Origin of the sequence: Mycobacterium sp. 852002-53434_SCH5985345 (assembly GCF_001667155.1) — a bacterium.
Lineage (GTDB): Bacteria > Actinomycetota > Actinomycetes > Mycobacteriales > Mycobacteriaceae > Mycobacterium.
This window is the reverse complement of the sequence record NZ_LZIE01000058.1, coordinates 167,489-193,441: the sequence shown is the minus strand read 5'-3', so window position 1 is coordinate 193,441 and position 25,953 is coordinate 167,489. Positions and strand designations below refer to the sequence as shown.

General features: G+C 69.7%; 9 protein-coding genes and 1 riboswitch. Of the genes, 7 read left to right on the top strand and 2 right to left on the bottom strand.

The features are described from left to right. The 6 genes from A5756_RS14365 to A5756_RS14340 form a co-directional block, all read left to right on the top strand. Window positions 1-15,921: non-ribosomal peptide synthase/polyketide synthase (locus A5756_RS14365; RefSeq protein WP_156659516.1), on the top strand; the 15,921-nt coding region annotated here is incomplete at its 5' end. 86 nt (window positions 15,922-16,007) lie between these two features. Then, complete coding sequence (locus tag A5756_RS14360) at window positions 16,008-16,589, top strand: carboxymuconolactone decarboxylase family protein (RefSeq protein ID WP_066953319.1); 582 nt, start codon at window positions 16,008-16,010, stop codon at window positions 16,587-16,589. 32 nt (window positions 16,590-16,621) lie between these two features. Continuing rightward, window positions 16,622-17,746 carry a nitronate monooxygenase family protein gene (locus tag A5756_RS14355; RefSeq protein ID WP_066953318.1) on the top strand — a complete coding sequence of 375 codons (1,125 nt, stop codon included), beginning with the start codon at window positions 16,622-16,624 and terminating at the stop codon, window positions 17,744-17,746. A gap of 213 nt (window positions 17,747-17,959) precedes the next feature. Next, window positions 17,960-18,129: riboswitch (M-box (ykoK) riboswitch) on the top strand. 290 nt (window positions 18,130-18,419) lie between these two features. Then, window positions 18,420-18,668: an Rv1535 family protein gene (locus tag A5756_RS14350; RefSeq protein WP_066953316.1), complete on the top strand. Its 249-nt coding sequence runs from the start codon at window positions 18,420-18,422 to the stop codon at window positions 18,666-18,668. Between the two features lie 336 nt (window positions 18,669-19,004). Then, window positions 19,005-22,133 carry an isoleucine--tRNA ligase gene (gene ileS / locus A5756_RS14345; protein ID WP_066953352.1) on the top strand — a complete coding sequence of 1,043 codons (3,129 nt, stop codon included), beginning with the start codon at window positions 19,005-19,007 and terminating at the stop codon, window positions 22,131-22,133. A gap of 125 nt (window positions 22,134-22,258) precedes the next feature. Then, window positions 22,259-23,029, top strand: coding sequence for a hypothetical protein (locus A5756_RS14340; RefSeq protein WP_066953314.1), 771 nt, complete (start codon window positions 22,259-22,261; stop codon window positions 23,027-23,029). 48 nt (window positions 23,030-23,077) lie between these two features. Here A5756_RS14340 and A5756_RS14335 read toward each other — a convergent pair whose 3' ends face one another. Next, window positions 23,078-23,578, bottom strand: a complete 501-nt coding sequence (locus A5756_RS14335; RefSeq protein WP_066953312.1) for a hypothetical protein — start codon at window positions 23,576-23,578, stop codon at window positions 23,078-23,080. A gap of 49 nt (window positions 23,579-23,627) precedes the next feature. On the opposite strand from A5756_RS14335, the gene A5756_RS14330 reads away from it, so the two are divergent. Next, window positions 23,628-25,025 (top strand): DNA polymerase IV, encoded by a 1,398-nt coding sequence (locus A5756_RS14330; protein ID WP_197505406.1) that lies wholly within the window; start codon window positions 23,628-23,630, stop codon window positions 25,023-25,025. Here the strand turns inward: A5756_RS14330 and A5756_RS14325 are convergent. Then, window positions 24,990-25,919, bottom strand: coding sequence for an asparaginase (locus A5756_RS14325; RefSeq protein WP_066953350.1), 930 nt, complete (start codon window positions 25,917-25,919; stop codon window positions 24,990-24,992). The genes A5756_RS14330 and A5756_RS14325 overlap by 36 nt on opposite strands. Between the last annotated feature and the right edge of the window lie 34 nt (window positions 25,920-25,953).

Below are 25,953 nucleotides of genomic sequence, written 5' to 3'. Positions count from 1 at the left end.
TCGGCGTTCGGCGGGCCCGGGCAGCGGATGTATCGGACCGGGGACCTGGTGTGGTGGGGGCCCGATGGCCAACTGCGATATGTGGGACGCTCGGATGAGCAGGTCAAGGTACGTGGGTATCGCATCGAGCTCGGCGAAATCCAAACCGTCCTAACGGGTTTGGCTGGGGTCGAGCAGGCGGTCGTAATCGCCCGGGAGGACCGGCCCGGGGACAAGCGGCTGGTGGCATACCTGACCGGCACCGCCGATCCCGCCGTGGTGCGCACCCAGCTCGCCGAGCGGCTGCCGGCTTACATGGTTCCGTCCGCGATCATGCCCCTGGCCGCCCTGCCGTTGACGCTCAACGGCAAACTCGATACCCACGCGCTCCCGGCCCCCGGCCACCTCGGTCGTGGGTACCGCGCCCCGGCCACCCTTACCGAAGAGGTCCTTGCCGGGATTTATGCCCAGGTTCTTGGCCTCGGCCGCATCGGGGTCGACGACTCCTTCTTCGACTTGGGTGGGGATTCGCTGTCGGCGATGCGTCTGGTCGCCGCGGTGAACACCAGTCTGGATGCCGCCCTTACGGTCCGGGCGTTGTTCGAGGCGCCGACGATCCGCCAGCTGGCGCCGCGCCTCGATGAGGGCGAAGGTCGGCTGGCGCGGGTGGTGGCCGGTGCGCGGCCCGCGGTGGTGCCGCTGTCGTTCGCCCAGTCTCGGTTGTGGTTCCTCGATCAGCTGCACGGCGCTTCGCCGGTCCACAACATGGCGGTGGCGTTGCGCTTGCGGGGAGGGCTGGATGCCGACGTGCTGGGGATGGCGCTGGCCGATGTGATCGCGCGGCATGAAAGCCTGCGCACGATCTTCGTTGCGCCGGAAGGGACCCCGCAGCAAGTGGTCGTCCCGGTCGGGCGCTTTGACTTCGGCTGGCAAGTCGTAGATGCCGGCGGGTGGCCGGCGAGCCGGCTCGAGGAAGCCATTGCTGCGGCGGCGCGGTACTCGTTTGATCTGGCAGTCGAGATTCCGTTGCGGGCGACGCTTTTCCGGCTGGGCGACGGTGAGCATGTGCTCGTGGCGGTGGCTCACCATATTGCCGCTGACGGGTGGTCGATCACGCCGTTGGTGCGTGATCTGGGCGTGGCGTATGCCAGCCGATGTGCGGGTGAGGCGCCGGGCTGGGCCGAACTACCGGTGCAATACGTCGATTACACGATGTGGCAACAGGCGCAGTTCGGTGATCTGGATGATCCGCACAGTGCGATCGCCGCGCAGTTGGCCTATTGGATGGACGCGTTGGCGGGGATGCCTGAGCGGTTGGAGTTGCCGACGGATCGCGGATATCCGGCGGTGGCTGATTATCGGGGGGCGCGGGTGGCCGTGGAGTGGCCCGCGCAGTTGCAGCAGCGGGTGCGTGAGGTGGCCGGTGAACACAATGCGACCAGTTTCATGGTGGTGCAGGCCGCGTTGGCGGTGGTGTTGGCCAAGCTGGGCGCGACTTCGGATGTCGCGGTGGGTTTTCCGATCGCCGGGCGTCGTGATCTCGCGCTGGACGAGTTGGTCGGCTTCTTCGTCAACACGCTGGTGTTGCGTACCGATCTATCCGGGAACCCGACCGTGGCTGAGCTTTTGGCTCAGGTGCAGCAGCGCAGCCTGGCCGCCTACGAACATCAGGACGTGCCCTTCGAAGTCCTCGTGGAGCGGTTGCATCCAACCCGCAGCCTGAGCCACCACCCCCTCATCCAAGTCGTCTTAGCCTGGCAGAACCACGATTTCGCCGACCTCACCCTGGGTGACCTACAAATCACCCCGCTGCCGACGGACACCCACAGCGCCCGCATGGATCTGGTGTTCTCGCTGGCCGAACGCTGGACCGAGGACGGCCAGCCCGCCGGCATCGGAGGGGCGGTGGAATTCCGTACCGACGTATACAACACCACCCGCATCGAGGGAATGATCGAGCAACTGCACCACGTATTGGTCGCGATGACCACCGATCCCGCGCGTCGGCTCTCGTCGATCGATGTGCTCGATGCGAACGAGCACGCGCGGCTCGAGGTCATCGGCAACCGCGCGGTGCTGAGCCGGCCCGCGTCCCCGGGAACCTCGATCCCGGAGTTGTTCGCCACCCAGGTCGACCGCGCACCCGAGTCGGTGGCGATCACCTGCGGCGGGCGTCCGTGGACCTACGCCGAGGTCGAGCACTCCGCTAATCGGTTGGCGCACCTGCTGATTGAGTACGGCGCCGGCCCGGGGGAGTGCGTGGCGCTGCTGGCCGAGCGTTCGGCCCAGGCCGTCATCGCGATACTGGCGGTGCTCAAAACCGGGGCGGCCTACCTGCCCATCGACCCGGGGCTGCCCGCCGCGCGCATCCAGTTCATGCTCACCGACGCCATACCGCTCGCCGCGATCGCCAGCCCCGAGTTGCGGTCGCGGCTCGACGGGTCGGACCTCGCCGTCATCGACTTCGACGACCCCGAAATAGCAACCCAACCCAACGGCGGACCGGCGGCGCCGGACCCCGAGAACATCGCCTACATCATCTACACCTCGGGAACCACCGGAGTGCCCAAGGGCGTGGCAGTCACCCACCACAACGTCACCCAACTGCTCGAATCGGTGCACGAAGAGCTGGAACTCGGCGAGGTGTGGTCGCAATGCCACTCGCTGGCGTTCGACTTCTCGGTCTGGGAAATCTTCGGGCCGCTGCTCCGCGGCGGCCGGCTGGTCATCGTGCCCGAGAACGTCGTGCGCTCACCGGAAGACCTGCATGCCATGCTGGTTCGCGAGCAGGTCAGCGTGTTGAGCCACACCCCCTCGGCGGTGGCGGCGTTATCGCCGCAGGGTCTGGAGGCGGCGGCGACGCTGGTGATGGGCGGGGAGCCCTGTCCGCCCGAGGTGGTGGACCGGTGGGCGCCCGGGCGCGTGATGGTCAACCAATACGGTCCGACGGAGACCACCATGTACGCGGCGATGACCGCGCCGCTGGCGGCGGGAACCGGAGCGCCGCCGATCGGGTCGCCCGTGCCGGGTGCGGCGTTGTTCGTGTTGGATAAGTGGTTGCGGCCGGTGCCGGTCGGCGTGGTGGGCGAGTTGTATGTGGCCGGACGCGGCGTGGCGTGTGGGTACGTGAGCCGGTCGGGGTTGACCGCCTCGCGGTTCGTGGCATGCCCGCTCGGCGGGGCCGGGGCGCCTGGACAACGCATGTATCGCACCGGAGACCTGGCGTGCTGGGATCCCGATGGTCAGCTGCAATACCTTGGGCGGATCGACGAGCAGGTCAAGATCCGCGGCTACCGCATCGAGCTCGGCGAAATCCGCACGGCGCTAACCGGTTTGACCGGGGTCGCGCAGGCGGCCGTGGTCGTCCGCGAGGATCGACCCGGCGACAAGCGCCTCGTTGCTTACATCACCGGGACGGCCGAGCCCGCCCATGCCCGCGCCCAACTGGCCGACCGGTTGCCCAACTACATGGTCCCGGCCGCGGTCGTCGCACTGGATCAGCTGCCGCTGACGGTTAACGGCAAACTCGACAGCCGAGCACTGCCATCGCCCGACTACCAAACCGCCGAGAGTTATCGCGCGCCGGGCGACGCGGTCGAAGAGGTCCTCGGCGGCATTTACGCCCAGGTGCTGGGCGTGGACCGCGTCGGGGTCGACGACTCCTTCTTCGACCTGGGCGGCGACAGCATCTTGTCGATGCAGGTGGTGGCCCGGGCGCGGGCGGCCGGCGTCGTGTTCCGCCCGCGCGACATCTTCGTCGAGCAGACCGTGGCCAGGCTGGCCCGGGTGGCCGGAGTGGTCACCGACGACGACGTGATCGACGAGGGCATCGGCGAAGTCGTGGCCACCCCGATCATGCACTGGCTGCACCGGGTCGACGGGGCGGTCGACCAGTTCAACCAGGCCATGGTGGTCCAAGCCCCCGCGGGCGCCACCCATGACGACGTGGTGGCGCTGCTACAGGCCATGATCGATCGGCACCCCATGCTGCGGCTGCGCGTCGACGACGACGGCGCCGGCGGCTGGTCGCTGCAGGTGCCCGAACCCGGAACGGTCGACGCGCGCGGGTGCGTACGCACTGTCGACGTGTTGTCCGAAGCCGCGTTGGTAGCGGCGCGGTCGCGCTTGAACCCGGCCGCGGGGACGATGCTGCGGGCGGTATGGGCGGAGTCCACCGGCCGGTTGGCGCTGGTCGTCCACCACCTCGCTGTAGACGGAGTGTCGTGGCGAATCCTGTTGGAGGACTTGAACATCGCGTGGAGCCAGCTGCACAGCGGGCGGCCGGTGGCGCTGCCCGCGGGTGGGACGTCGTTCGCCCGCTGGTCGGCACTGCTGGCGGAGCACGCCCGCCGCCCCGAGGTTGTCGCGTTGGCGGACACCTGGCGCCGGGTGGCGGCGATCCCCGCCGCGTTGCCGGCGGTGCGCCCCGACGCGGATACCTATCAGACGGCCGAACAATTGTCGGTCTCACTGGATGTCGAAACCACTCGCTTGTTGCTGGGGGCAGTGCCGGCGGCGCTTCACGCCGGTGTCCAGGACATTTTGGTGGTCGCCCTCGGGTTGGCGATCAACGAATTCCTGGGCACCGGCGCGCCGCTTTCTATCGATATCGAGGGCCACGGCCGCCACGAAGACGTGGGCCCGCGCGTCGACCTGTCGCGCACGGTGGGGTGGTTCACGGCCAAATATCCGGTCGCGTTCACCCTGGGTAAGCCGGACTGGGCGAAGGTCAAAGCCGGTGACGGCGAGCTCGGCGCGCTCGTCAAGAACGCCAAAGAACAGTTGCGGGCACTGCCGGACGGGCTGACCTATGGGCTGCTGCGCTATCTGAATCCCGAAGTGGGACTGGATGGTCCGGATCCGGTGATCGGTTTCAACTACCTGGGACGGCTCGGTGGGGCGGCCGAGTTGCCAGCGGAATTGTGGCGACTCGACCAAGAGGGCCTGTCGCTGACCGCCGCGACCGCGGCGCTGCCCATGCCGCTGGGGCACACGCTGGAACTCAACGCCGGCACCGCGGAAACCGCGAATGGGCCTAGCCTGCGGGCGAATTGGACATGGGCGCCGTCAGCGCTCGGGCGCGTTCAAGTCAGCCGAGTCAGCCAATTGTGGTGTGACGCGCTGGCCGGCATCTGCGCGCACGTGCGAAACGGCGGGGGCGGATTGACCCCGTCGGACATCGCACCGGCCCGGCTGAGCCAGCAGGAGATCGACGAGGTGTGCGGCCGGCACCCGACCGCCGACGTGTTGCCGCTGACCCCGCTGCAGCAGGGCCTGCTTTTCCACGCCACTACCGAACGCGGCCCCGGCGACGACGTGTATGCGGTGCAACTGGACATCACCGTGTGCGGCCCGCTCGAGCCGCAGCGCCTTCGCGAGGCCGTGCACACCGTGCTGAACCGGCACCCCAATCTGGTGGCCCGGTTCTGCGAAGATTTCGACGAACCCGTGCAGCTCATCCCGGCCGACCCGGCGCTGGCCTGGCGCTATCTCCAACTCGACGCCGACGACCCGGACCCGGGCGAGCAGATCGGGCAGCTGTGCGCCGCCGAACGCGCTGCGGTCTGCGACCTCGCCGTCCGCCCGGCGTTCCGGGCCGCTTTGATCCGCACCGCAACCGACCGGCACCGCTTCGTCCTGACCGTCCACCACATCGTGATGGACGGATGGTCGCTGCCGATCCTGCTTCAGGAGATCTTCGCCGGCTATTACCGAGAGCGGTTGCCGCCGGCGGCGCCGTTTCGCAGCTACCTCAGCTGGCTCGCGGACCGAGACGTGGCGGCGGCAAAAGCCGCGTGGCGCCAGGCGTTCGACGGGTTCGACACCCCGACGTTGGTGCGCCCACCGGGTCGGGTAGGCCGGCGGGGCGTGGCCACCTTCCAAGTGCCGGCGGAGACGACGCGGGCCCTGAGCGGGCTGGCGCGCTCGTCGCACACCACCGTCAGCACCGTCCTGCAGGCCGCGTGGGCGCAGCTGTTGGCGTGGCTGACCGGCCACGACGACGTGGTCTTCGGCGCCGTGGTCTCGGGCCGGCCGGCCGAGGTGTCGGGCGCCGAGTCAATGGTGGGCTTGCTGATCAACACGGTTCCGGTGCGGGCCATCATCACCGGGGCAACGACCGTCGCCGGCCTGCTCGACCAGCTGCGCCGCGCCCATAATCACACGCTCGAACACCAGCATCTGGCGCTGTCCGAAATCCACCGCGCGACTGGACACGACCAGTTGTTCGACACCTTGTTCGTGTACGAAAACTATCCGGTCGACACCGCCGCATTGGCGGGCGTCCATGAGCTCACTGTCACCGACTTCACCAGCCGTGAGTTCAACCACTATCCGCTGTCGGTGCAAGCCGTTCCGGGTGAAGTGCTCGGCCTGCGTGTCGAATTCGACACCGACGTGTTCGACGCGGCCGGCATCGAGGCGATGGTCGAGCGGTTCCGTCGGTTGCTGGCGGGCATGACGGGCGACCCCACCCGCCTGATGTCGACGATCGATACGCTCCACGAGTCGGAGCACGCCCGTCTGGCCGGGTGGGGAAACCACGCGGTACTGAGCGACCCGGTGCCCGGGAGGTCGATTCCGGAGGTGTTCGCCACCCACGTGGCCCGTACGCCGGAGGCGGTGGCGCTGAGCTTCGACGGCACGTCCATGACGTATCAAAGACTGGACGAGGCCGCGAATCGCCTGGCGCACCGACTGGCGGGCCACGGCGCCGGCCCCGGTGCCTTTGTGGCGCTGCTGTTTTCGCGGTCCACCGACGCCATCGCCGCGATCCTGGCGGTGCTCAAGACGGGGGCCGCCTACCTGCCGATCGACCCCGGCCTACCGGCCGCGCGGGTCGGGTTCATGATCGCCGACGCCGCGCCGGTGGTCGCCGTCACCACCGCGGCCCTACGGTCGCGGCTCAATGGGTCTGATGTGCCGGTCGTCGACGTCAACGATCCGTCGGTGCGCACCCAACCCGCCACGGCGTTGCCCTCGCCCGCCCCGGAGGACATCGCGTACCTGATCTACACGTCCGGCACCACGGGTGTGCCCAAGGGCGTGGCGGTCACCCACCACAACGTGACCCAGCTGATGGCGTCGCTGCACGCGCCCCTGCCGGCGGCGGGCGTCTGGTCGCACTGCCACTCGCTGGGCTTCGACGTCTCGGTCCAGGAGATCTTCGGCGCGCTGCTCGACGGGGGGCGGCTGGTCGTGGTGCCCGAACCGGTGGTCCAGGCACCGGAAGAGCTGCGCGCGTTGCTGATTCGCGAACAAGTGAGCGTGCTGAGCCAAACCCCGTCCGAGGCGAGTGCGTTGTCGCCGGAGGGCCTGGATGCGGTGGCCCTGGTGATCGGTGGCGAGCCTTGCCCGGCCGAGCTGGTGGATCGGTGGGCGCCGGGCCGGGTGGTGGTCAACGCCTACGGCCCGACCGAGACCACCGTGGACGCGACGATTAGCGCCCCGCTGACCGGGGGAGCCGGAGCCCCGCCGATCGGCGCCCCGGTGTCCGGCGCCGCGATAATGGTGTTGGACAAGTGGTTACGGCCGGTGCCGGCCGGTATGGTCGGCGAGTTGTATGTCGCCGGCCGCGGTGTGGCGTGCGGGTATCTGGGCCGATCCGGGCTGACGTCGTCGCGCTTCGTGGCGTGCCCGTTCGGCGGGGCCGGGGCGCGCATGTATCGCACCGGGGACCTGGTGCGCTGGGGCTCCGACGGGCAGCTTCGTTATGTGCGGCGCGCCGATGACCAGGTCAAGATTCGGGGCTATCGCATCGAACTTGGTGAAATCCATTCGGCGCTGACCACTTTGGCCGGAGTCGAGCAGGCGGCGGTGATCGCCCGCGAGGGCCGGCTGGTGGGCTACATGACGGGAACCGCCGACCCGGCGGGGATCCGCTCCGCGCTCGCCGAGCGGTTGCCCGCCCACATGGTGCCCGCCGCGGTCGTCGCAATGGACGCGATCCCGTTGACGGTCAACGGCAAACTCGACACCCGGGCCCTGCCGGCGCCGGAATACCACGACACCGATTCCTACCGCGCCCCGGCGACGCCGGTCGAGGGCATCCTCGCCGAAATCTATGCCAGGGTATTGGGATTGGCCCGCGTCGGTGTCGAGGAATCGTTCTTCGACCTGGGTGGCGATTCGCTGACGGCCATGCGCCTGGTCGCCGCCGTCAACGCGGGATTGGATGCCCAGCTGTCGGTGCGTGCGGTGTTCGAGGCACCCACCATTCGCCGGCTGGCGCCGCTCCTTGCCGCGGGCGACGGTGCACCGGCGCGCGTGGTGGCCGGCGCGCGGCCGGCGGTGCTGCCCTTGTCGTTCGCGCAGTCCCGGCTGTGGTTCATCGATCAGCTGCACGGGCCCTCGCCGGTGTACAACATGGCCGCGGCGCTGCGCGTGCGCGGACACCTGGAAGCCGAGGCGTTGCGCGCCGCGCTGGCCGACGTGCTCGCCCGGCACGAAAGCCTGCGCACGGTGTTCGTCGCGACCGGGGGAACAGCCCAGCAGGTGGTGGTGCGGCCCGAGGACGCCGACCCCGGATGGGCAGTGGTGGACGCCACCGGCTGGTCCGCGACGCGGTTGGGTGAGGCCGTCGGAGCGGCCGCGGGGCATCCGTTCGACCTGACCGCCGAGCTGCCCCTGCGCGCAAAACTTTTCCGAGTGGCCGAGGCCGAGCACCTGCTGGTGGCCGTCGTGCATCACATCGCCGCCGACGGCTGGTCGCTCACCCCACTGGTGCGCGACCTCGGCGTCGCCTACGCCAGCCGGTGCGAGGGGCGGGCGCCGGGATGGGCGCCGCTGGCCGTGCAGTACGCCGACTACACGCTGTGGCAGCGGGCCCAACTCGGTGATCTCGACGACCCGGACAGCCCGATCGCCGGCCAGTTGCGGTACTGGCAGGACGCTTTGGCCGGGATGCCCGAGCGTCTCGAGTTGCCCACCGATCGGCCCTATCCGGCGGTGGCCGATTACCGCGGGGCGAGCGTGGAAGTCGACTGGCCGGCCGAGTTGCAGGACCGGGTACGCGAGGTGGCCCGGTCGCACAATGCGACCGGTTTCATGGTGATGCAGGCGGCCCTGGCGGTACTGCTCGCCAAGCTCAGTGCGAGCGCCGATGTGGCCGTGGGCTTTCCGATCGCCGGGCGCCGCGATCCCGTGCTCGACGAGGTCGTGGGCTTCTTCGTCAATACCTTGGTGCTGCGGGTGGATCTGGCCGGGGATCCCACCGTCGCCGAGCTGTTGGCCCAGGTGCGGCAGCGCAGCCTGGCCGCCTATGAGCACCAGGACGTGCCCTTCGAGCTGCTCGTGGAACGGCTGAACCCCACCCGCAGCCTGGGCCATCATCCGCTCGTCCAGGTGATGCTGGCCTGGCAGAACAACGACCCCACCGCCCTGAGCCTTGGCGATCTGCAGGTTACCCCGCTGCCGGTGGACACCCGCACCGCCCGCACGGATCTGTTGTTCTCGGTGGCCGAACGCTGGACCGACAACGGCCGCCCCGCCGGGATCGGCGGAGCCGTCGAGTTCCGTACCGACGTGTTCGACACCGCCACCGTCGCAACGCTTGTCGCACGGCTCCAGCGGGTGGTGGCGGCCATCACGGCCGACCCCGCCCGCCGGCTGTCGTCGATCGACGTGCTCGACGAGGCAGAACACGCCCGCCTCGAGGTCATCGGCAACCACGCCGCGCTCAATCAACCCGCGCCGACGGGACTGTCGATTCCCCAGCTGCTGGCCGCCCAGGTGAATCGCACCCCGGACGCGGTTGCGATCAGCTGCGGAAATCGCTCGTGGACCTACCGCCAATTCGACTCTGCCGCAAACCGATTGGCTCGGCTGTTGGCCGACCATGGCGCGGGTCCGGGACAGCGGGTGGCCCTGCTGATTCCCCGGTCGGCCGGGGCGGTCGCGGCGATGCTGGCGGTACTGAAATCCGGTGCGGCCTATGTGCCGATCGATCCGGGGCTGCCGGCGGCGCGGATCGGCTTCATGCTCACCGATGCCTCGCCGGTGGCCGTACTCACGACGAGCGAGCTGCGGTCGCGGCTCGATGGCTGCGGCCTCCCGGTAATCGAGATCGACGACCCGAGGGTGGACACGCTGCCCGATGCCGCGTTGCCGGCACCGGCCCCGGCGGACATCGCCTACGTCATCTACACGTCCGGTACGACCGGAATCCCCAAGGGGGTGGCGGTCACCCACCGCAGCGTCACCCAGCTCTTGGAGGCATTGGATGGGGAGCTGGAACTCGGGCAGGTGTGGACGCAGTGCCACTCGCTGGCGTTCGACTTCTCGGTGTGGGAGATCTTCGGCGCCCTGTTGCGCGGTGGCCGTCTGGTGGTCGTGCCCGACGCGGTGGTCCGATCACCAGAAGACCTGTATGCCTTGCTGGTTCGTGAACAGGTCAGCGTGCTGAGTCAGACGCCGTCCGCGTTCGACGCGCTGCAAACGGCCGATGCGCTCTCACCCGACCTCGCCCAGCAACTCAAGCTGCAGACGCTGGTGTTCGGTGGCGAGGCGCTCGAACCCCAGCGGCTGGGCAACTGGCTGGACAACCATCCGGGGCGGCCGCGGCTGATCAACATGTACGGCACCACCGAGACCACGGTGCACGCCTCGTTCCGCGAGATCGTCGCTTGGGACGCCGGCAGCGCGGGCAGCCCCATCGGAATTCCCCTGGCGCACCTCGCCTTCCTCGTGCTGGATGACTGGTTGCGGCCGGTGCCGGTCGGAGTGGTGGGCGAGTTGTATGTGGCGGGCCGGGGTCTGGCGTGTGGGTACGTGGGCCGGTCGGGCCTGACGGCGTCACGCTTCGTGGCGTGTCCGTCGGGAGCGCCTGGTCAACGGATGTATCGCACCGGGGATCTGGTGCGCTGGGGCGCCGACGGGCAGCTGCGCTACCTCGGGCGCGCGGACGATCAGGTCAAGATCCGCGGCTACCGCATCGAGCTCGGCGAAATCCGCGCGGCACTAGCGGGTTTGGACGGGGTGGAGCAGGCGGCGGTGATCGCCCGTGAAGACCGGCCGGGGGACAAGCGGCTGGTGGGCTACGTGACCGGGGCCGCCGAGCCGGCCCACATCCGCGCCGCACTCGCCGAGCGGTTGCCGGCCTACATGGTGCCCGCCGCGGTCGTCGCCGTGGACGCAATCCCGTTGACGGTCAACGGCAAACTCGACGCCCGCGCCCTGCCGGCGCCCGATTACCGCGACGCTCCTTACCGTGCCCCCGCCACGCCCACCGAAGAGATCCTGGCCGGCATCTACGCCCAGGTCCTCGGCCTCGACCGCGTCGGCGTCGACGACTCGTTCTTCGATCTGGGCGGGGATTCACTCGCGGCGATGCGCTTGATCGCCGCCGTCAACGCCGGTCTGAACGTCCACCTCGGGGTGCGGTCCCTGTTCGAGGCACCCACGATCCACCAGTTGGCGCCGCACCTCGGTGCGGACGGGGTGGGGCGCACGGCCCTGGTGGCGATCGAGCGTCCACCGGTGATCCCGTTGTCCTTCGCCCAATCCCGATTGTGGTTCCTCGACCAGTTGCAGGGGCCCTCGGCGGTGTACAACATGGCGGCGGCGTTGCGGCTGCAGGGCCGCCTGGACGCCGACGCGTTCGGTGCCGCGTTGGGCGACGTGGTGGCCCGCCACGAAAGCCTGCGCACGGTGTTCATCGCGGCCGAAGGGACCCCGCAACAGGTCGTGGTCGCGCCCGAGGACGCCGATGTCGGGTGGGACGTGGTCGACGCCACCACCTGGCCACCGGACCGGCTGGAAGAGGCCGTCGAGACGGTGGCGCACTACGCGTTCGACCTCGGCACCGAGATCCCCTTGCGCGCCTGGCTTTTCTGCACGGCCGAGGACGAACACGTGATGGTCTCGGTGCTGCACCATATCGCCGCCGACGGCTTGTCGCTCACGCCGCTGGTCCGTGACCTCGGCGTGGCCTACGCCAGCCGATGCGTGGGCACTGCGCCCGGATGGGCGCCGCTGGCGGTGCAGTACGCCGACTACACGCTGTGGCAGCGCGCCCAATTCGGCGACCTGGACGACCCGGACAGCCCGATCGCCGGGCAGGTGCGGTTCTGGGAACACAACCTGGCCGGGATGCCCGAGCGGCTCGAGTTGCCCACCGATCGGCCCTACCCGCTGGTGGCCGACCATCGCGGCGCCACGGTGGGTGTGCGGTGGCCGGTCGAGTTGCAGCGGCGGGTGCGTGAGGTGGCGCTTGCCCACAACGCGACCAGTTTCATGGTGGTCCAGGCCGCCCTGGCGGTGCTGTTGTCGGCGCTGAGCGGGAGCAGCGAGGTGGCCGTCGGCTTCCCGATCGCCGGCCGGCGCGACCCACTGCTCGACGACGTGGTGGGCTTCTTCGTCAACACCCTGGTGCTGCGGACGGATCTCGGCGGCGACCCGACGGTCGCGCAGGTGCTGGCGCAGGTCCGGGGGCGCAGCCTGGCCGCCTACGAGCACCAGGACGTTCCCTTCGAGGTGCTGGTGGAGCGGCTCCGCCCCGCCCGCAGCCTGAGCCATCACCCGCTCGTCCAGGTCATGCTGGCCTGGCAGAACAACGATCCCGCTGCCGTGAACCTGGGGGACCTGCAGGTCACCCCGCTGCCGGTGGACAGCCACACCGCGCGCATGGACCTGACCTTCTCGCTGGCCGAGCACTTCAGTGACGCCGGTGAGCCCGCCGGGATCGGCGGGCAGGTCGAATTCCGCACCGACGTGTTCGATGCCGGCACCGTCGAAACGCTGATCAATCGCCTGCACCGGGTGTTGTTGGCCGTCACCGCCGACCCCGCCCGGCCGTTGTCATCGATCGACGTGCTCGATGACGACGAGCGCGCCCGCCTCGACGAGTGGGGTAATCGCGCGGCGTCGAACCGGCCGGTGACCTGGCCGTCGATCCTGGAGCTGTTCGACGCCCAGGCGGCCCGCGCTCCCGAGGCGGTGGCGGTCAGCTGCGGCGACCGCTCGTTGACCTACCGCGAACTCGACCACGCCGCAAACCGGTTGGCACGCTTGCTGATTGGCCGCGGGGCCGGCCCGGGTGAATGCGTCGGGCTGTTCGTGGACCGCTCGGCCGAGGCGATCGTGGCGATTTTGGCGGTCCTCAAGACCGGGGCGGCGTACCTGCCGATCGATCCGGGGCTGCCCGCGCCGCGGATCGAGTTCATCCTCGCCGACGCCGCGCCGATCGCCGCGCTGACGACGGCCGGCCTCCGGTCGCGGCTGGACGGGTTCGAACTCGGCGTCATCGATGTCGACGACCCCGCCGTCGGTGCCCAGCCCGAGGGCGCGTTGCCGGCGCCGACCGCCGACGACATCGCCTATGTCATCTACACGTCCGGCACCACCGGGACCCCCAAGGGAGTCGCGGTCACCCATCGCAACGTCACACAGCTGTTCGGCCCCCTCGAAGCGCCCCTGCCGGCCGCGGGCGTGTGGTCGCAAAGCCACTCCCTGGTCTTCGACGTGTCGGTGTGGGAGATCTTCGGTGCGCTGTTGCACGGCGGGCGGGTGCTGGTGGTGCCCGACGCCACGGCCCGCTCGCCGCAGGAGCTGCACGCGCTGCTCACTGCCGAACAGGTCAGCGTGCTCACCCAGACACCGTCGGAGGCGGGAATGCTCGCCGTGGAGGGTCTGGACTCGGCGGCCTTGGTGGTGGCCGGTGAGGCTTGCCCGGAAGAGGTGGTGGACCGGTGGGCGCAGGGGCGGACGATGTTGAACGTCTACGGCCCGACCGAGTCCACGATGTGCGTGGCGATCAGTGCGCCGCTGGCGCCGGAGTCGGGCCCACCGCCGATCGGTTCACCGGTGCCCGGGGCCGCGCTGGTCGTCCTCGACGATTGGTTGCGGCCGGCGCCGGCCGGGGTCATCGGGGAGCTGTACGTAGCCGGAGCGGGGCTGACGTACGGCTACATGCGCCGAGCCGGTCTGACCGCGTCGCGGTTTGTGGCGTGCCCCTTCGGGGCGCCCGGCACTCGGATGTATCGCACCGGGGACTTGGTGTGCTGGGGCCCGGACGGGCAACTGCAGTACCTGGGCCGCGCCGACGAGCAGGTCAAGATCCGCGGGCACCGCGTCGAACTCGGCGAGATCCGCACGACCCTGGCCGGTCTCGAGGGGGCCGGACACGTCGCGGTGATCGCCCGCGAGGACCGTCCCGGGGACAAGCGGCTAGTGGCGTACTTCACCGGGACCGCCGACCCGGCCGGACTGCGGACGGCGCTGGCCGACCGGCTACCCGCCTACATGGTCCCGGCCGCCGTGGTGAAGCTGGACGGACTGCCGCTCACGGTCAACGGCAAGCTCGACACCAGGGCGTTGCCGGCGCCGGACTACGCCGACGGTGACCGCTACCGCCCGCCCGCCACGCCGGTGGAGGAGACGCTGGCCGACATCTACGCCCAGGTCCTGGGGGTGGAGCGGGTCGGGGTCGAGGAGTCGTTCTTCGACCTCGGCGGCGATTCGCTGTCGGCGATGCGCCTGGTCGCCGCGATCCACGCTGCTCTGGATATCCACGTGCCGGTGCGAACCGTGTTCGATGCGCCGTCGGTGCGCAGCCTGAGTCAGCAGTTGGATCGGCACGATTTCGCGGCGGCGCACAACGCCGCGGCCAGCTTTGCGTCCGTGCACGGCCGTGAAGCCACCGAGGTGTATGCCAGCGACTTGACGCTGGACAAGTTCATCGACGCCACGACGCTGAGCAACGCGCCGTCGCTACCCGGCCCAAGCTCGAAGGTGCGGACGGTTCTGTTGACCGGTGCGACGGGCTTTCTGGGCCGCTACCTGGCGCTGCAGTGGCTCGAACAGCTGGAGCGGGTGGACGGCAAGCTGATCTGCCTGGTGCGCGCCGGTTCCGACGAGGAGGCATGGCAGCGGTTGGAGAAGACGTTCGACAGCGGCGACCCCCGACTGCTGGGCCACTTCGAGGGCCTGGCCGCCGACCATCTCGAGGTCGTCGCCGGCGACAAGGGCGCGCCGAACCTCGGCCTGAACCAGCAGACGTGGCAGCGGCTGGCCGACACCGTCGACCTGATCGTCGACTGCGCCGCACTGGTCAATGGCGTGCTGCCCTACAGCGAGCTGTTCGGCCCCAACGTGGCCGGCACCGCCGAGCTCATCCGGTTGGCGCTGACCACCAAACTCAAGCCCTACAGCTATGTTTCGACCGCAAACGTCGGCGACGGGGTCGATCGGGCGGCGTTCACCGAGGACGCCGACATCCGGGTCATCAGCCCCACCCGAATCATCGACGGCGGTTACTCCAACGGCTACGCCAACAGCAAGTGGTCCGGCGAGGTGTTGCTGCGGGAGTCCCACGACCTGTGCGGGTTGCCGGTCTCGGTGTTCCGCTGCGACATGCTGCTCGCCGACACCAGCTATGCGGGCCAACTGAATCTGTCGGACATGTTCACCCGGATGGTGCTGAGCATCGCGGCCACCGGGGTCGCGCCGCGCTCGTTCTATCGCCTCGACGCCGACGGCAACCCGCCGCGCGCGCACTTCGACGCGCTGCCCGTCGAATTCGCCGCCGAAGCGATCGCCACGCTGGGTGTGCAGGCGGTCGCCGGGTTCGAGACGTATCACGTGATGAACCCACACGACGACGGCATCGGCATCGATCAGTACGTGGACTGGCTGGTCGATGCCGGCTATCCGATCGAGCGGATCGACGACTTCGGGGATTGGCTGCGGCGGTTCGAGGCCGCGCTGCAGGACTTGCCCGAGCGGCAGCGTCAACACTCGGTGCTCCCACTGCTGCAGTTGCCCGGCACCCAGCAGGTCGAGCCCGGCGAACCGGACCGCGGTTCGCTCGCGCCGACCGACCGCTTCCGCGCCGCGGTGCGAGAAGCCAAGATCGGCCCCGACACCGACGATCCGGATATCCCGCGCGTGACGGCGCCGGTGATCGTCAAGTACATCACCGATCTGCAACTGCTCGGACTGCTCTGAGCGCTGCTCGTAAACACTTCGGCATCAACGGCTTCCACGTCGGCGATCGGAACGCCCCGCGTGTTCGCTACACTCAAGTGCTCACTATGACAACAGCTCGCGTGCCCAAGTTGCCACTCGACGAAGCCACGGCCGCCGCCGACGAAGCGGCCGTGCCGAACTACATGGCCGAACTGAGCATCTTCCAGGTGCTGCTCAACCACCCGCCGCTGGCACGCGCCATCAACGACCTGCTCGCGACCATGCTCTGGCACGGTGCGCTCGATCCGCGGTTGCGCGAGTTGGTGATCATGCGGATCGGCTGGCTCACCGCATGCGACTACGAATGGACACAGCACTGGCGCGTCGCCTCGAGGCTGGGCGTGGCCCCCGAGGACCTGCTCGGCGTGCGCGACTGGCAGGCGCACGACGGGTTCGGACCCACCGAGCGCGCCGTGCTGGCCGCCACCGACGACGTGGTCCGCGACGGCGCGGTGAGCGCCGCGAGCTGGGCGGCCTGCGAGCGCGAATTGCAAGGCGACACAACGGTTCTCATCGAGCTCGTCTCCGCGATCGGCGCGTGGCGGATGGTCTCCTCGCTCCTGCACAGCCTCCAGGTCCCGCTCGAGGAGGGCGTGGCGAGCTGGCCGCCGGACGGCCGGTCGCCCGCGGACGCCGTCATCGATTGACATATCGATCGATAGCTCTTTAGCGTCGGGCAATGCGTACCAGAGTCGCTGAGATGCTCGGCGTCGAGTTCCCCATCTGCGCCTTCAGTCACTGCCGCGATGTGGTGGCCGCGGTGACCAATGCGGGTGGGTTCGGCATCCTCGGCGCGGTGGCGCACAGTCCCCAGCGGCTGCAGAACGAACTGAACTGGATCGAGGAGCAGACGGGGGGCAAGCCCTTCGGGGTCGACCTGCTGCTGCCGCCGAAGTACGTCGGCGCGGACGAAGGCGGCATCGACGCCAAACAAGCGCGGGCGCTGCTGCCCGAGGAGCACCGCGCGTTCGTCGACGACATCCTCGCCCGCTACGGAATCACGGCGCCGGCCCAGGAGCCGCGCGGCTCCGCCGGCGGCCTCAACATCTCGCCCAAGGGCTACGAGCCGCTGCTGGACGTGGTGTTCGCCCATGACATCCGGCTGATCGCCAGCGCGCTGGGCCCACCCCCGGCGGACCTCGTCGAACGCGCCCACGGCCGCGACGTGCTGGTGGCCGCGCTGGCCGGCACCACGCGCCACGCGGAACGGCATGCGGCCGCGGGGGTTGACCTGATCGTCGCGCAAGGCACCGAGGCCGGGGGACACACCGGCGAGGTCGCCACCATGGTCCTGGTTCCCGAGGTCGTCGATGCCGTGTCGCCCGTGCCGGTTCTCGCCGCCGGCGGCATCGCCCGAGGCCGCCAGATCGCGGCCGCGCTGGCCCTCGGCGCCGAAGGCGTGTGGTGCGGGTCGGTGTGGCTGACCACCGAGGAGGCCGAGACGCCGCCGGTGGTCAAGGACAAGTTCCTGGCCGCCAGCTCCTCCGACACGGTGCGGTCGCGGTCGATGACGGGCAAGCCGGCGCGGATGCTGCGGACGGCCTGGACCGACGAATGGGAGCGCCCGGAAAAACCCGACCCGCTCGGCATGCCGTTGCAGACCGCGCTGGTCACCGAACCGCAGGTACGCATCAACTCCGCGGCCGCGCACCCCGGCGCCAAGGCGCGCGAGCTGGCCACCTACTTCGTCGGACAGGTGGTCGGCTCCCTCGACCGGGTCCGGCCCGCGCGAACGGTTGTGCTCGACATGGTCGAGGAGTTCATCGACACCATCGGGCGGCTCGAGGGCCTCGTCGAGAAGTGACAGGGCTTTCCCCGCAAGGGTTTTGACCCCTATCCGGCCGGGGCCGGCAAACAAAAGATGAACAATCGGTGCCGACCGGGCGCGTCATTCCCGCAGGTCAAAGGCTCGAACCTGGCCGAATCCTGTGGAGGCGCCCCGGAAAACCGTAAAGATCGCGAAACGTGGCCCCGAGGAGTTTGACCCGGTCGGACCCGTCGTGCATTATCGGTCGGGTATGCACCTCGTTAGGTGAGGCGTCTACACGAATACAGGCCACTGACCCCGAACGTCGAAAGACGCCCCGGGTCAGGACAGCTCCTCCCGGCTTAAGGGTTGAGCCCAGGTGGCTTCCGGAATACCGGACACGTCGTGTGGTGCCGAAGCTCTGACGAGAGGGGTGCGGATCTCCGACGGTCGTCGGGTTTTCGCTCCTCATGCTGCGCGCAAGCCGCGTGCGGATGACCGCACGCGTTCGTGACCGCGAGGAGGTGAGGGACACATGAGTTCCAGCGACAGTCCGGACCGAAGTCCGAACTCCGTCTCGTCCCGATCCGGTCTCCGGCACGACGTTCTCAGCTGAGCGTCGCAACGCTAAGTGGCTTATCGGCCAAGCGTTCTGGGATCGGAACCGCGACGGGACTTCGACGCGTCAGTCCAGATAGTCCCCGTTAGAAATCCCCTCCAGGAGGCGACCATGACCGCAGCTCTCTACGACGAAGTGGTAACCCAAGCGCCCGCCCGCACACTGACGGTGGTGCGCGACGTCGACACAACTCAGGCCACAACTCAGGTCCCGGCCAAGAAGGCCACCCGCCAGGTCACCAAGCAGCCCGTTCTCGCCGGCGACCCGCTGGTGGAGGGCGCCACCCGCCTGTTGAGCGTCCCCCTGCGGCACGTCTACGCGGCCCTGTGGCGCGTCGGTGTGCTCGAGGTGCAGGCCTGATCCGATGAGCAGCGACCAACCGAGGCTCCAAGGGGCTACCCGGCCGCAGGTGTTTCCTGAGGCCAGGTAGCCCCTTGGGGCACTCCGCCTGAGTAGAATCGACCCACTGGCGTTGATCCGGCATCACCGGGGAGCCTTCGGAAGAACAGCCGGCTTCTTTCTCTGGCCAGCTCAGTAGAACCGAACGGGTGGGCCCGTCACAGCCTCCAACGAGCGGCCACGCGGCAGCGTGGCAAGCGGGGTGGTACCGCGGCGCTCGCGCAGGCAGCGCGTCGTCGTCCCCAACAGGCGCTACCAGTGCCCAACGGCACTGAGGCACAGGAGACGACGCACAAAGTGACTTCAAGTGACCCTGACGTCAAGGCCTATCCGAAACTGGTCGGCGGCGCGCCCGACTTCCCGGCCCTCGAACTCGAGGTCCTCGACTACTGGGCCCGCGACGACACCTTCCGGGCCAGCATCGCCCGCCGCGAGGGCGCCCGGGAATACGTGTTCTACGACGGCCCGCCCTTCGCCAACGGGCTGCCGCACTATGGGCACCTGCTCACCGGCTACGTGAAGGACATCGTCCCGCGGTACCGCACCATGCGCGGCTACAAGGTGGAGCGTCGCTTCGGCTGGGACACCCACGGGTTGCCCGCCGAGCTCGAAGTCGAGCGCCAGCTCGGCATCAACGACAAATCGCAGATCGACGACATGGGGATCGCCGCGTTCAACGACGCGTGCCGGGAATCGGTGTTGCGCTACACCGACGAGTGGCAGGCCTATGTCACCCGCCAGGCCCGCTGGGTGGACTTCGACAACGACTACAAGACGCTCGACCTGTCCTACATGGAGTCGGTGATCTGGGCGTTCAAGCAACTCTGGGACAAGGGCCTGGCCTACGAGGGCTACCGCGTCCTGCCCTACTGCTGGCGCGACGAAACCCCGCTGTCCAACCACGAATTGCGCATGGACGACGACGTCTACCAGAGCCGCCAAGACCCGGCGCTCACCGTGGGTTTCAAGGTGGTCGGCGGCACGCTGGACGGCGCGCACCTGCTGGTGTGGACGACGACGCCGTGGACCCTGCCGTCGAACCTGGCGGTCGCGGTCAACCCCGAGGTCAGCTACGTCGAGGTCCGGTCCGGCGATCAGCGTTTCGTGCTGGCCGAGCCGAGGCTGGCCGCCTACGCCCGCGAGCTCGGCGAAGAACCCGAGATCCTGAGCACCCGCTCCGGGGCCGAGCTGCTCGGCACGCGATACCTGCCGCCGTTCCCGTATTTCATGGACAGCCCCAAGGCTTTTCAGGTGCTGCCCGGGGAGTTCGTCACTACCGAGGACGGCACCGGCATCGTGCACATGGCCCCGGCCTACGGCGAGGACGACATGGCGACCACCGACAAGGTCGGCATCGTGCCCGTCACCCCGGTCGACTCCAAGGGCCGTTTCGACGCCACCGTCCCGGATTACCAGGGTCAGCACGTCTTTGACGCCAACCCGCACATCATCCGCGACCTGAAGAACGGCACCGGCCCGGCGGCGGCCAACGGCGCGGTGCTGCTGCGCCACGAAACCTACGAGCACCCCTACCCGCACTGCTGGAGGTGCCGCAATCCGCTGATCTACCGGGCCGTCTCGTCCTGGTTCGTCACCGTCACCGCCTTCCGCGACCGGATGGTCGAACTCAACCAGCAGATCACCTGGTACCCCGAACACGTCAAGGACGGCCAGTTCGGCAAGTGGCTGCAGGGCGCTCGCGACTGGTCGATCTCCCGAAATCGATACTGGGGCAGCCCCATTCCGGTGTGGAAATCCGACGACCCGGCATACCCCCGCATCGACGTCTACGGCAGCCTCGACGAGCTGGAACGCGACTTCGGGGTGCGGCCCACCAACCTGCACCGGCCCTACATCGACGAGCTGACTCGCCCCAATCCCGACGACCCGACCGGCCGCAGCACCATGCGGCGCATCCCCGACGTGCTCGACGTGTGGTTCGACTCGGGGTCCATGCCGTATGCCCAGGTGCACTACCCGTTCGAGAACCGCGACTGGTTCGACACCCACTACCCGGGCGACTTCATCGTCGAATACATCGGCCAGACCCGCGGCTGGTTTTACACGCTGCACGTGCTGGCCACCGCGCTCTTCGACCGGCCATCATTCAAAACCTGTGTCGCGCATGGGATTGTGCTGGGCTCCGACGGGCAGAAGATGAGCAAGTCGCTGCGCAACTACCCGGACGTGTCCGAGGTGTTCGACCGCGACGGCTCCGACGCCATGCGGTGGTTCCTGATGGCCTCGCCGATCCTGCGCGGCGGCAACCTGATCGTCACGGAGCAGGGCATTCGCGAGGGTGTGCGCCAGGTCCTGTTGCCGTTGTGGAACGCCTACAGCTTCCTGGCCCTCTATGCGCCCAAAGTCGGCACCTGGCGCGCCGATTCGCGGCAGGTCCTGGACCGCTACATCCTGGCCAAGCTCGCCGAACTGCGCGACGACCTCACCCGGGAAATGGATACGTGCGACATCTCCCGGGCCTGCGAGCAGCTGCGTCAATTCACCGAGGCGTTGACGAATTGGTATGTGCGGCGGTCACGTTCGCGGTTCTGGGAGGAAGACGCCGACGCCATCGATACCCTGCACACGGTGCTCGAGGTGACGACCAGGCTGGCCGCGCCGCTGCTTCCGTCGGTCACCGAGATCATCTGGCGCGGTCTCACCGGCGGGCGCTCGGTGCACCTGACCGACTGGCCGGAAGAAGGTGTGGTGCCCGCGGACCCCGACCTGGTGGCCGCGATGGATCAGGTGCGCGAGGTGTGCTCGGCGGCGTCGTCCCTGCGTAAGGCGAAGAAGCTGCGGGTGCGCCTGCCGTTGCCGAAACTGACTGTGGCGGTGGATGATCCGCAGCGGCTGGCCCCGTTCGCCGACCTGATCGCCGACGAGCTCAACGTCAAGAGCGTCGAGTTGACCGACGCCATCGACACCTACGGGCGGTTCGAGCTCACCGTCAACGCCCGGGTGGCCGGGCCGCGGCTGGGCAAGGATGTGCAGGCCGCCATCAAGGCGGTGAAGGCGGGGGAGGGCGTCGTCAACCCCGACGGCACGCTGACGGCGGGCCCCGCGGTGCTGCAACCCGAGGAGTACAGCTCCCGGCTGGTCGCCGCAGACCCGGAGTTCACCGCGGCGCTGCCCGACGGGGCGGGGCTGGTGGTGCTGGACGGCACGGTCACCCCGGAGCTGGAGGCCGAGGGTTGGGCCAAGGACCGCATCCGCGAGCTGCAGGACCTGCGCAAGTCGACCGGCCTGGACGTGTCCGACCGGATCTCCGTGGTGATGTCGGTGCCGGCTGAGCGGGCGGACTGGGCGCGCTCGCACCGCGACCTGATCGCCGGTGAGATCCTGGCCACCAGCTTCGAATTCGGCGAACCGGCCGACGGCGCCGACATCGGCGACGGCGTGCGGGTGAGCATCGCCAAGGTCTAGCGGCACAGAACCCCGGTCGGGGGTTTGGAAAAAGTTCCGAAAAAAGTGTCCAAGCCGTGCGGGCCGGCTGCTCATACCTGTGACGGCGGCCCACTGGGGGTCGCGACCACAGTTAAGGAACACCCATGAGCACCATCGAGGACTTCCCGTCGACGACATTCGCCGCCCTCCCGCACGAGGATCTGACCGTCGCCGAGGCGTGGGCGTCGAGCCCGCTGGGCGACCCCACGATCGAGGACGGTTCCTCGGCCCAACCCGTCGAGTCTGAGGATTCTCCGGCCACGACCGTGATCGCGAAGCCGCGCTCGTGGGGAACGAATGCCCTGGTCGCCGGGGCCGTGGTCGCGGCGCTCGGAGCGGTCGCCGGGCTCGGCCTGCTGCTCATCGACGGGTCGGGCTCCAAGGAGCTGAAGCCCACCGTCGTGGCGCCGAATGCCAGCGTCGGCTCGGTGCAGCCGCAGGCTCCCAGCGCGGTTGCGCCGCCGCCGGTGGCGCCGGCCCCGCCGTCGGCGCCCGCCCCTGCTGACGCCGCTCAGGTCTCGCCCGGACCCGTCAGCCGCGGGGATGCACCCGTCGTGATCGTGCCCGCACCGCCGCCCGCGGCGGCCCCGGCCGGACCCCCCGCACCGGCGGACCCGGGTCCCCCGCCGCCCCCGCCCAATGTGACGGTCAACGTCCCGCCGGTGATCGTGCCCGTGCCCGTTCCGGTACCGGTGCCGCCCCAGCAAGGTGGCAGCCAGCAGGGCGGCGGCCAGCCCGCGCCGAGCGGTGGCAGCGGCCACGGGCCGATCCAGTGTTTCGCCTGCCACCCGCCGCAGCCGGTACACCCGCAGCCGATTCACCCGCAGCCGATTCAGCCGCAACCGATCCGCCTGCAGCCGCTGCAGCATCCCTGAGACAGCGGGTGCGCAGGGCGAGGCCGGACAACCAGGTCCGGTCTCGGCCTATTGCGCACGCGAGCGCAGCGCGCGGTGGGCGTGCGGCCAGAACGGCATGCCCGCCACCACGGTCGCGCCGGTGGCGATGAGTCCGACCGCGACGTCGACGCTTTGGCGGCCATCGCGCGCCCAATACACGTCCTTGAGGTCCAAGAGCAGGGCAAGTTCGTCGACGATCATCGCGTTCGCGGCGCCGTAGGCGACGGCCGCCGCCGGATGCCGGCGTTGCCTGTCGGTTCCGCGCAGGCCCACGCCACCCACCGTCGCCAGCATCCCGATACCGATGTTGTAGTGGTGAAAGTGTCTGCCGCCCATCGACATACCACCACCCGACGGCCCATGGCCGGCGCGGATCCAATGCGTGAGCGCCCGCAGTCCGGCGAACGTGAGGGTGAACGACGTCCAGGCCAGCACCGTGGCCTGCTCGCCGGGCTGCAGCCGCTGGTCCCATTGATGGCGCAGGCGCTCCCACCGAGACCGCGGTGCGTCGGTGCCGTCAGCCTCCATACCCAACGACGCTAGACCAATAGCATTTCGAAGTGTGGAGTCCCGTTGGGTGCTGCACCTGGACATGGATGCGTTCTTCGCCTCGGTCGAACAACTCACCCGGCCGACCCTGCGCGGACGGCCGGTGCTGGTGGGCGGCCTGGGCGGACGGGGCGTGGTGGCCGGGGCCAGCTACGAAGCCCGCGTGTATGGCGCCCGCTCTGCCATGCCGATGCATCAGGCCCGCCGCCTGATCGGCGTGACCGCGGTGGTGCTGCCGCCGCGCGGCGTGGTGTACGGGGTGGCCAGCCGGCGGGTCTTCGACACTGTGCGCAGCGTGGTGCCGGTCGTCGAGCAGCTGTCGTTCGACGAGGGCTTCGGGGAACCGCCGCACCTCGCGGGCGCGTCCGCCGAGGACGTCGAGGCGTTCTGCGAGGACCTGCGCCGACGGGTCCGCGACGAGACCGGCCTGATCGCTTCGGTCGGCGCGGGCTCGGGCAAGCAGATCGCCAAGATCGCGTCGGGCCTGGCGAAGCCCGACGGCATTCGGGTGGTCCGCCGCGCCGAGGAGCGGTCGCTGCTCGGCGGGTTGCCGGTGCGGCGGTTGTGGGGCATCGGTCCGGTCGCCGAGGAGAAGCTGAATCGACTCGGCATCGACACCATCGGCCAGCTGGCCGCGCTGACCGACGCCGAGGCCGCCAACATCCTGGGCGCGACGATCGGGCCGGCACTGCACCGCCTGGCGCTCGGCATCGACGACCGCCCCGTCGCCGAGCGCGCCGAAGCCAAGCAGATCAGCTCCGAGTCCACCTTCGCCGTCGACCTGACCAGCCTCGAGCAGCTGCGTGAGGCGATCGACCCGATCGCCGAGCACGCGCACCAGCGGCTGCTGCGCGACGGGCGCGGCGCCCGCACCGTCACGGTGAAGTTGAAGAAATCCGACATGAGCACGCTGACCCGCTCGGCGACGTTGCCCTACGCGACGACCGAGCCCGGCGCGCTGGTCGCGGTGGCCCGGCGGCTGCTGCTCGACCCCCGTGAAATCGGGCCGATTCGCCTACTGGGCGTGGGCTTTTCGGGATTGAGCGACGTGCGCCAGGAGTCGCTGTTCCCCGACCTGGACCTGGCGGGGGAGACCTCGGAGGGGCAACCCGTAGAGACCGCGGCCGAGGCCATGTTCGCCCCGGTGGCCGAAGCGGGCTCGCAGTGGCGGGTCGGCGACGACGTGTCGCACCGCGAACTCGGGCACGGCTGGGTGCAGGGGGCGGGCCACGGCGTGGTCACCGCGCGGTTCGAAACCCGCGCCTCGGGGCCGGGCCCGGCGCGGACGTTCCCCGCCGACACCGCCGAGCTGAGCAAGGCCAACCCGGTCGATTCCCTGGACTGGCCGGACTACCTGGGGGCGCTGCAGGCCCTGGAAGCGAATGCGGCGTCAGCCCCAGCGGGCGATGACGTCGCCGACCGGTAGCTTCGCGGCCAGCGCGGCCATCACCAGCACCCGGGCCTGCGGCGGTCGCAGCCGGGGCACCATCACCGCGCCGGCGGCCACCATCGCGTGCCCGGGCCCGTAGCTGGCGCCGACTCGGCCGCCCGGGACGCGGGTGGACACCGCCACGGCGACCCCGGCCCGGCAATGGCGGGCCACCGCCTCGACCACCGCGTCGCCGGCGTTGCCCGAACCCAGCGCCTCGAGCACCAGGCCCCGCGCCCCGGCGGCCACGCACGCGTCCAGGGCCACCCCGTCGCTGCCCAGGTAGGCGGCGACGATGTCGACCCGAGGTGCGTCCGCCGCGCTGAGCCCGCCGAGCTGGGGCCGCGTCTTGGTGCCGGTCAGGGTGACGCCGCCGCCGTTCACCGTGCCGATCAGCTCACCGGCGAAGCCGCTCAGGTCGTTCGTCGCGACCTTGGTCAGACCCAACGGCTGCAGCACCCGGCCGGCGAAACACAGCAGGACGCCCAGGCCGCGGGCGGCGGGGTGGCCCGCCACGGCCAGAGCGGCGCGCAGGTTGGCCGGGCCGTCGGCGTCGGGCGCGTCGGCGCTGCGCATCGCCCCGGTGAGGACCACCGGGACGTCACCCGCGTGGGTGAGCTCGAGCCACAGCGCGCTCTCCTCCATGGTGTCGGTGCCGTGCGTGACCACCACACCGTCGGCGCCGCCGTCGATCGCCGCCCGCACGGCGCCTCGGATCCCGTCCCAATCGGCCGGCACCAGCTGGGAGCTGTCCAACGCCAGCACGTCCACGACGTCGACGTCGAGGCCGGCCGCCAGGTCGGCCGCGCCGTACGAGGGCCGGTGCACGCCGTCCGCACCGGTGCCGGTCGATATCGTGCCCCCGGTGGCGATGACGGTGAGCCGGCCCATGATGAGATCATCGCGCACGCCGACCGCGAACATC

Excerpts from the sequence above, each read along its gene's own strand:
- A5756_RS14340 (WP_066953314.1), top strand. The coding sequence starts at position 22,259 with ATGAGCACCATCGAGGACTTCCCGTCGACGACATTCGCCGCCCTCCCG.
- A5756_RS14360 (WP_066953319.1), top strand. The coding sequence starts at position 16,008 with ATGACAACAGCTCGCGTGCCCAAGTTGCCACTCGACGAAGCCACGGCC.
- A5756_RS14335 (WP_066953312.1), bottom strand. The coding sequence starts at position 23,578 with ATGGAGGCTGACGGCACCGACGCACCGCGGTCTCGGTGGGAGCGCCTG.
- A5756_RS14325 (WP_066953350.1), bottom strand. The coding sequence starts at position 25,919 with ATGGGCCGGCTCACCGTCATCGCCACCGGGGGCACGATATCGACCGGC.
- A5756_RS14355 (WP_066953318.1), top strand. The coding sequence starts at position 16,622 with ATGCGTACCAGAGTCGCTGAGATGCTCGGCGTCGAGTTCCCCATCTGC.
- A5756_RS14350 (WP_066953316.1), top strand. The coding sequence starts at position 18,420 with ATGACCGCAGCTCTCTACGACGAAGTGGTAACCCAAGCGCCCGCCCGC.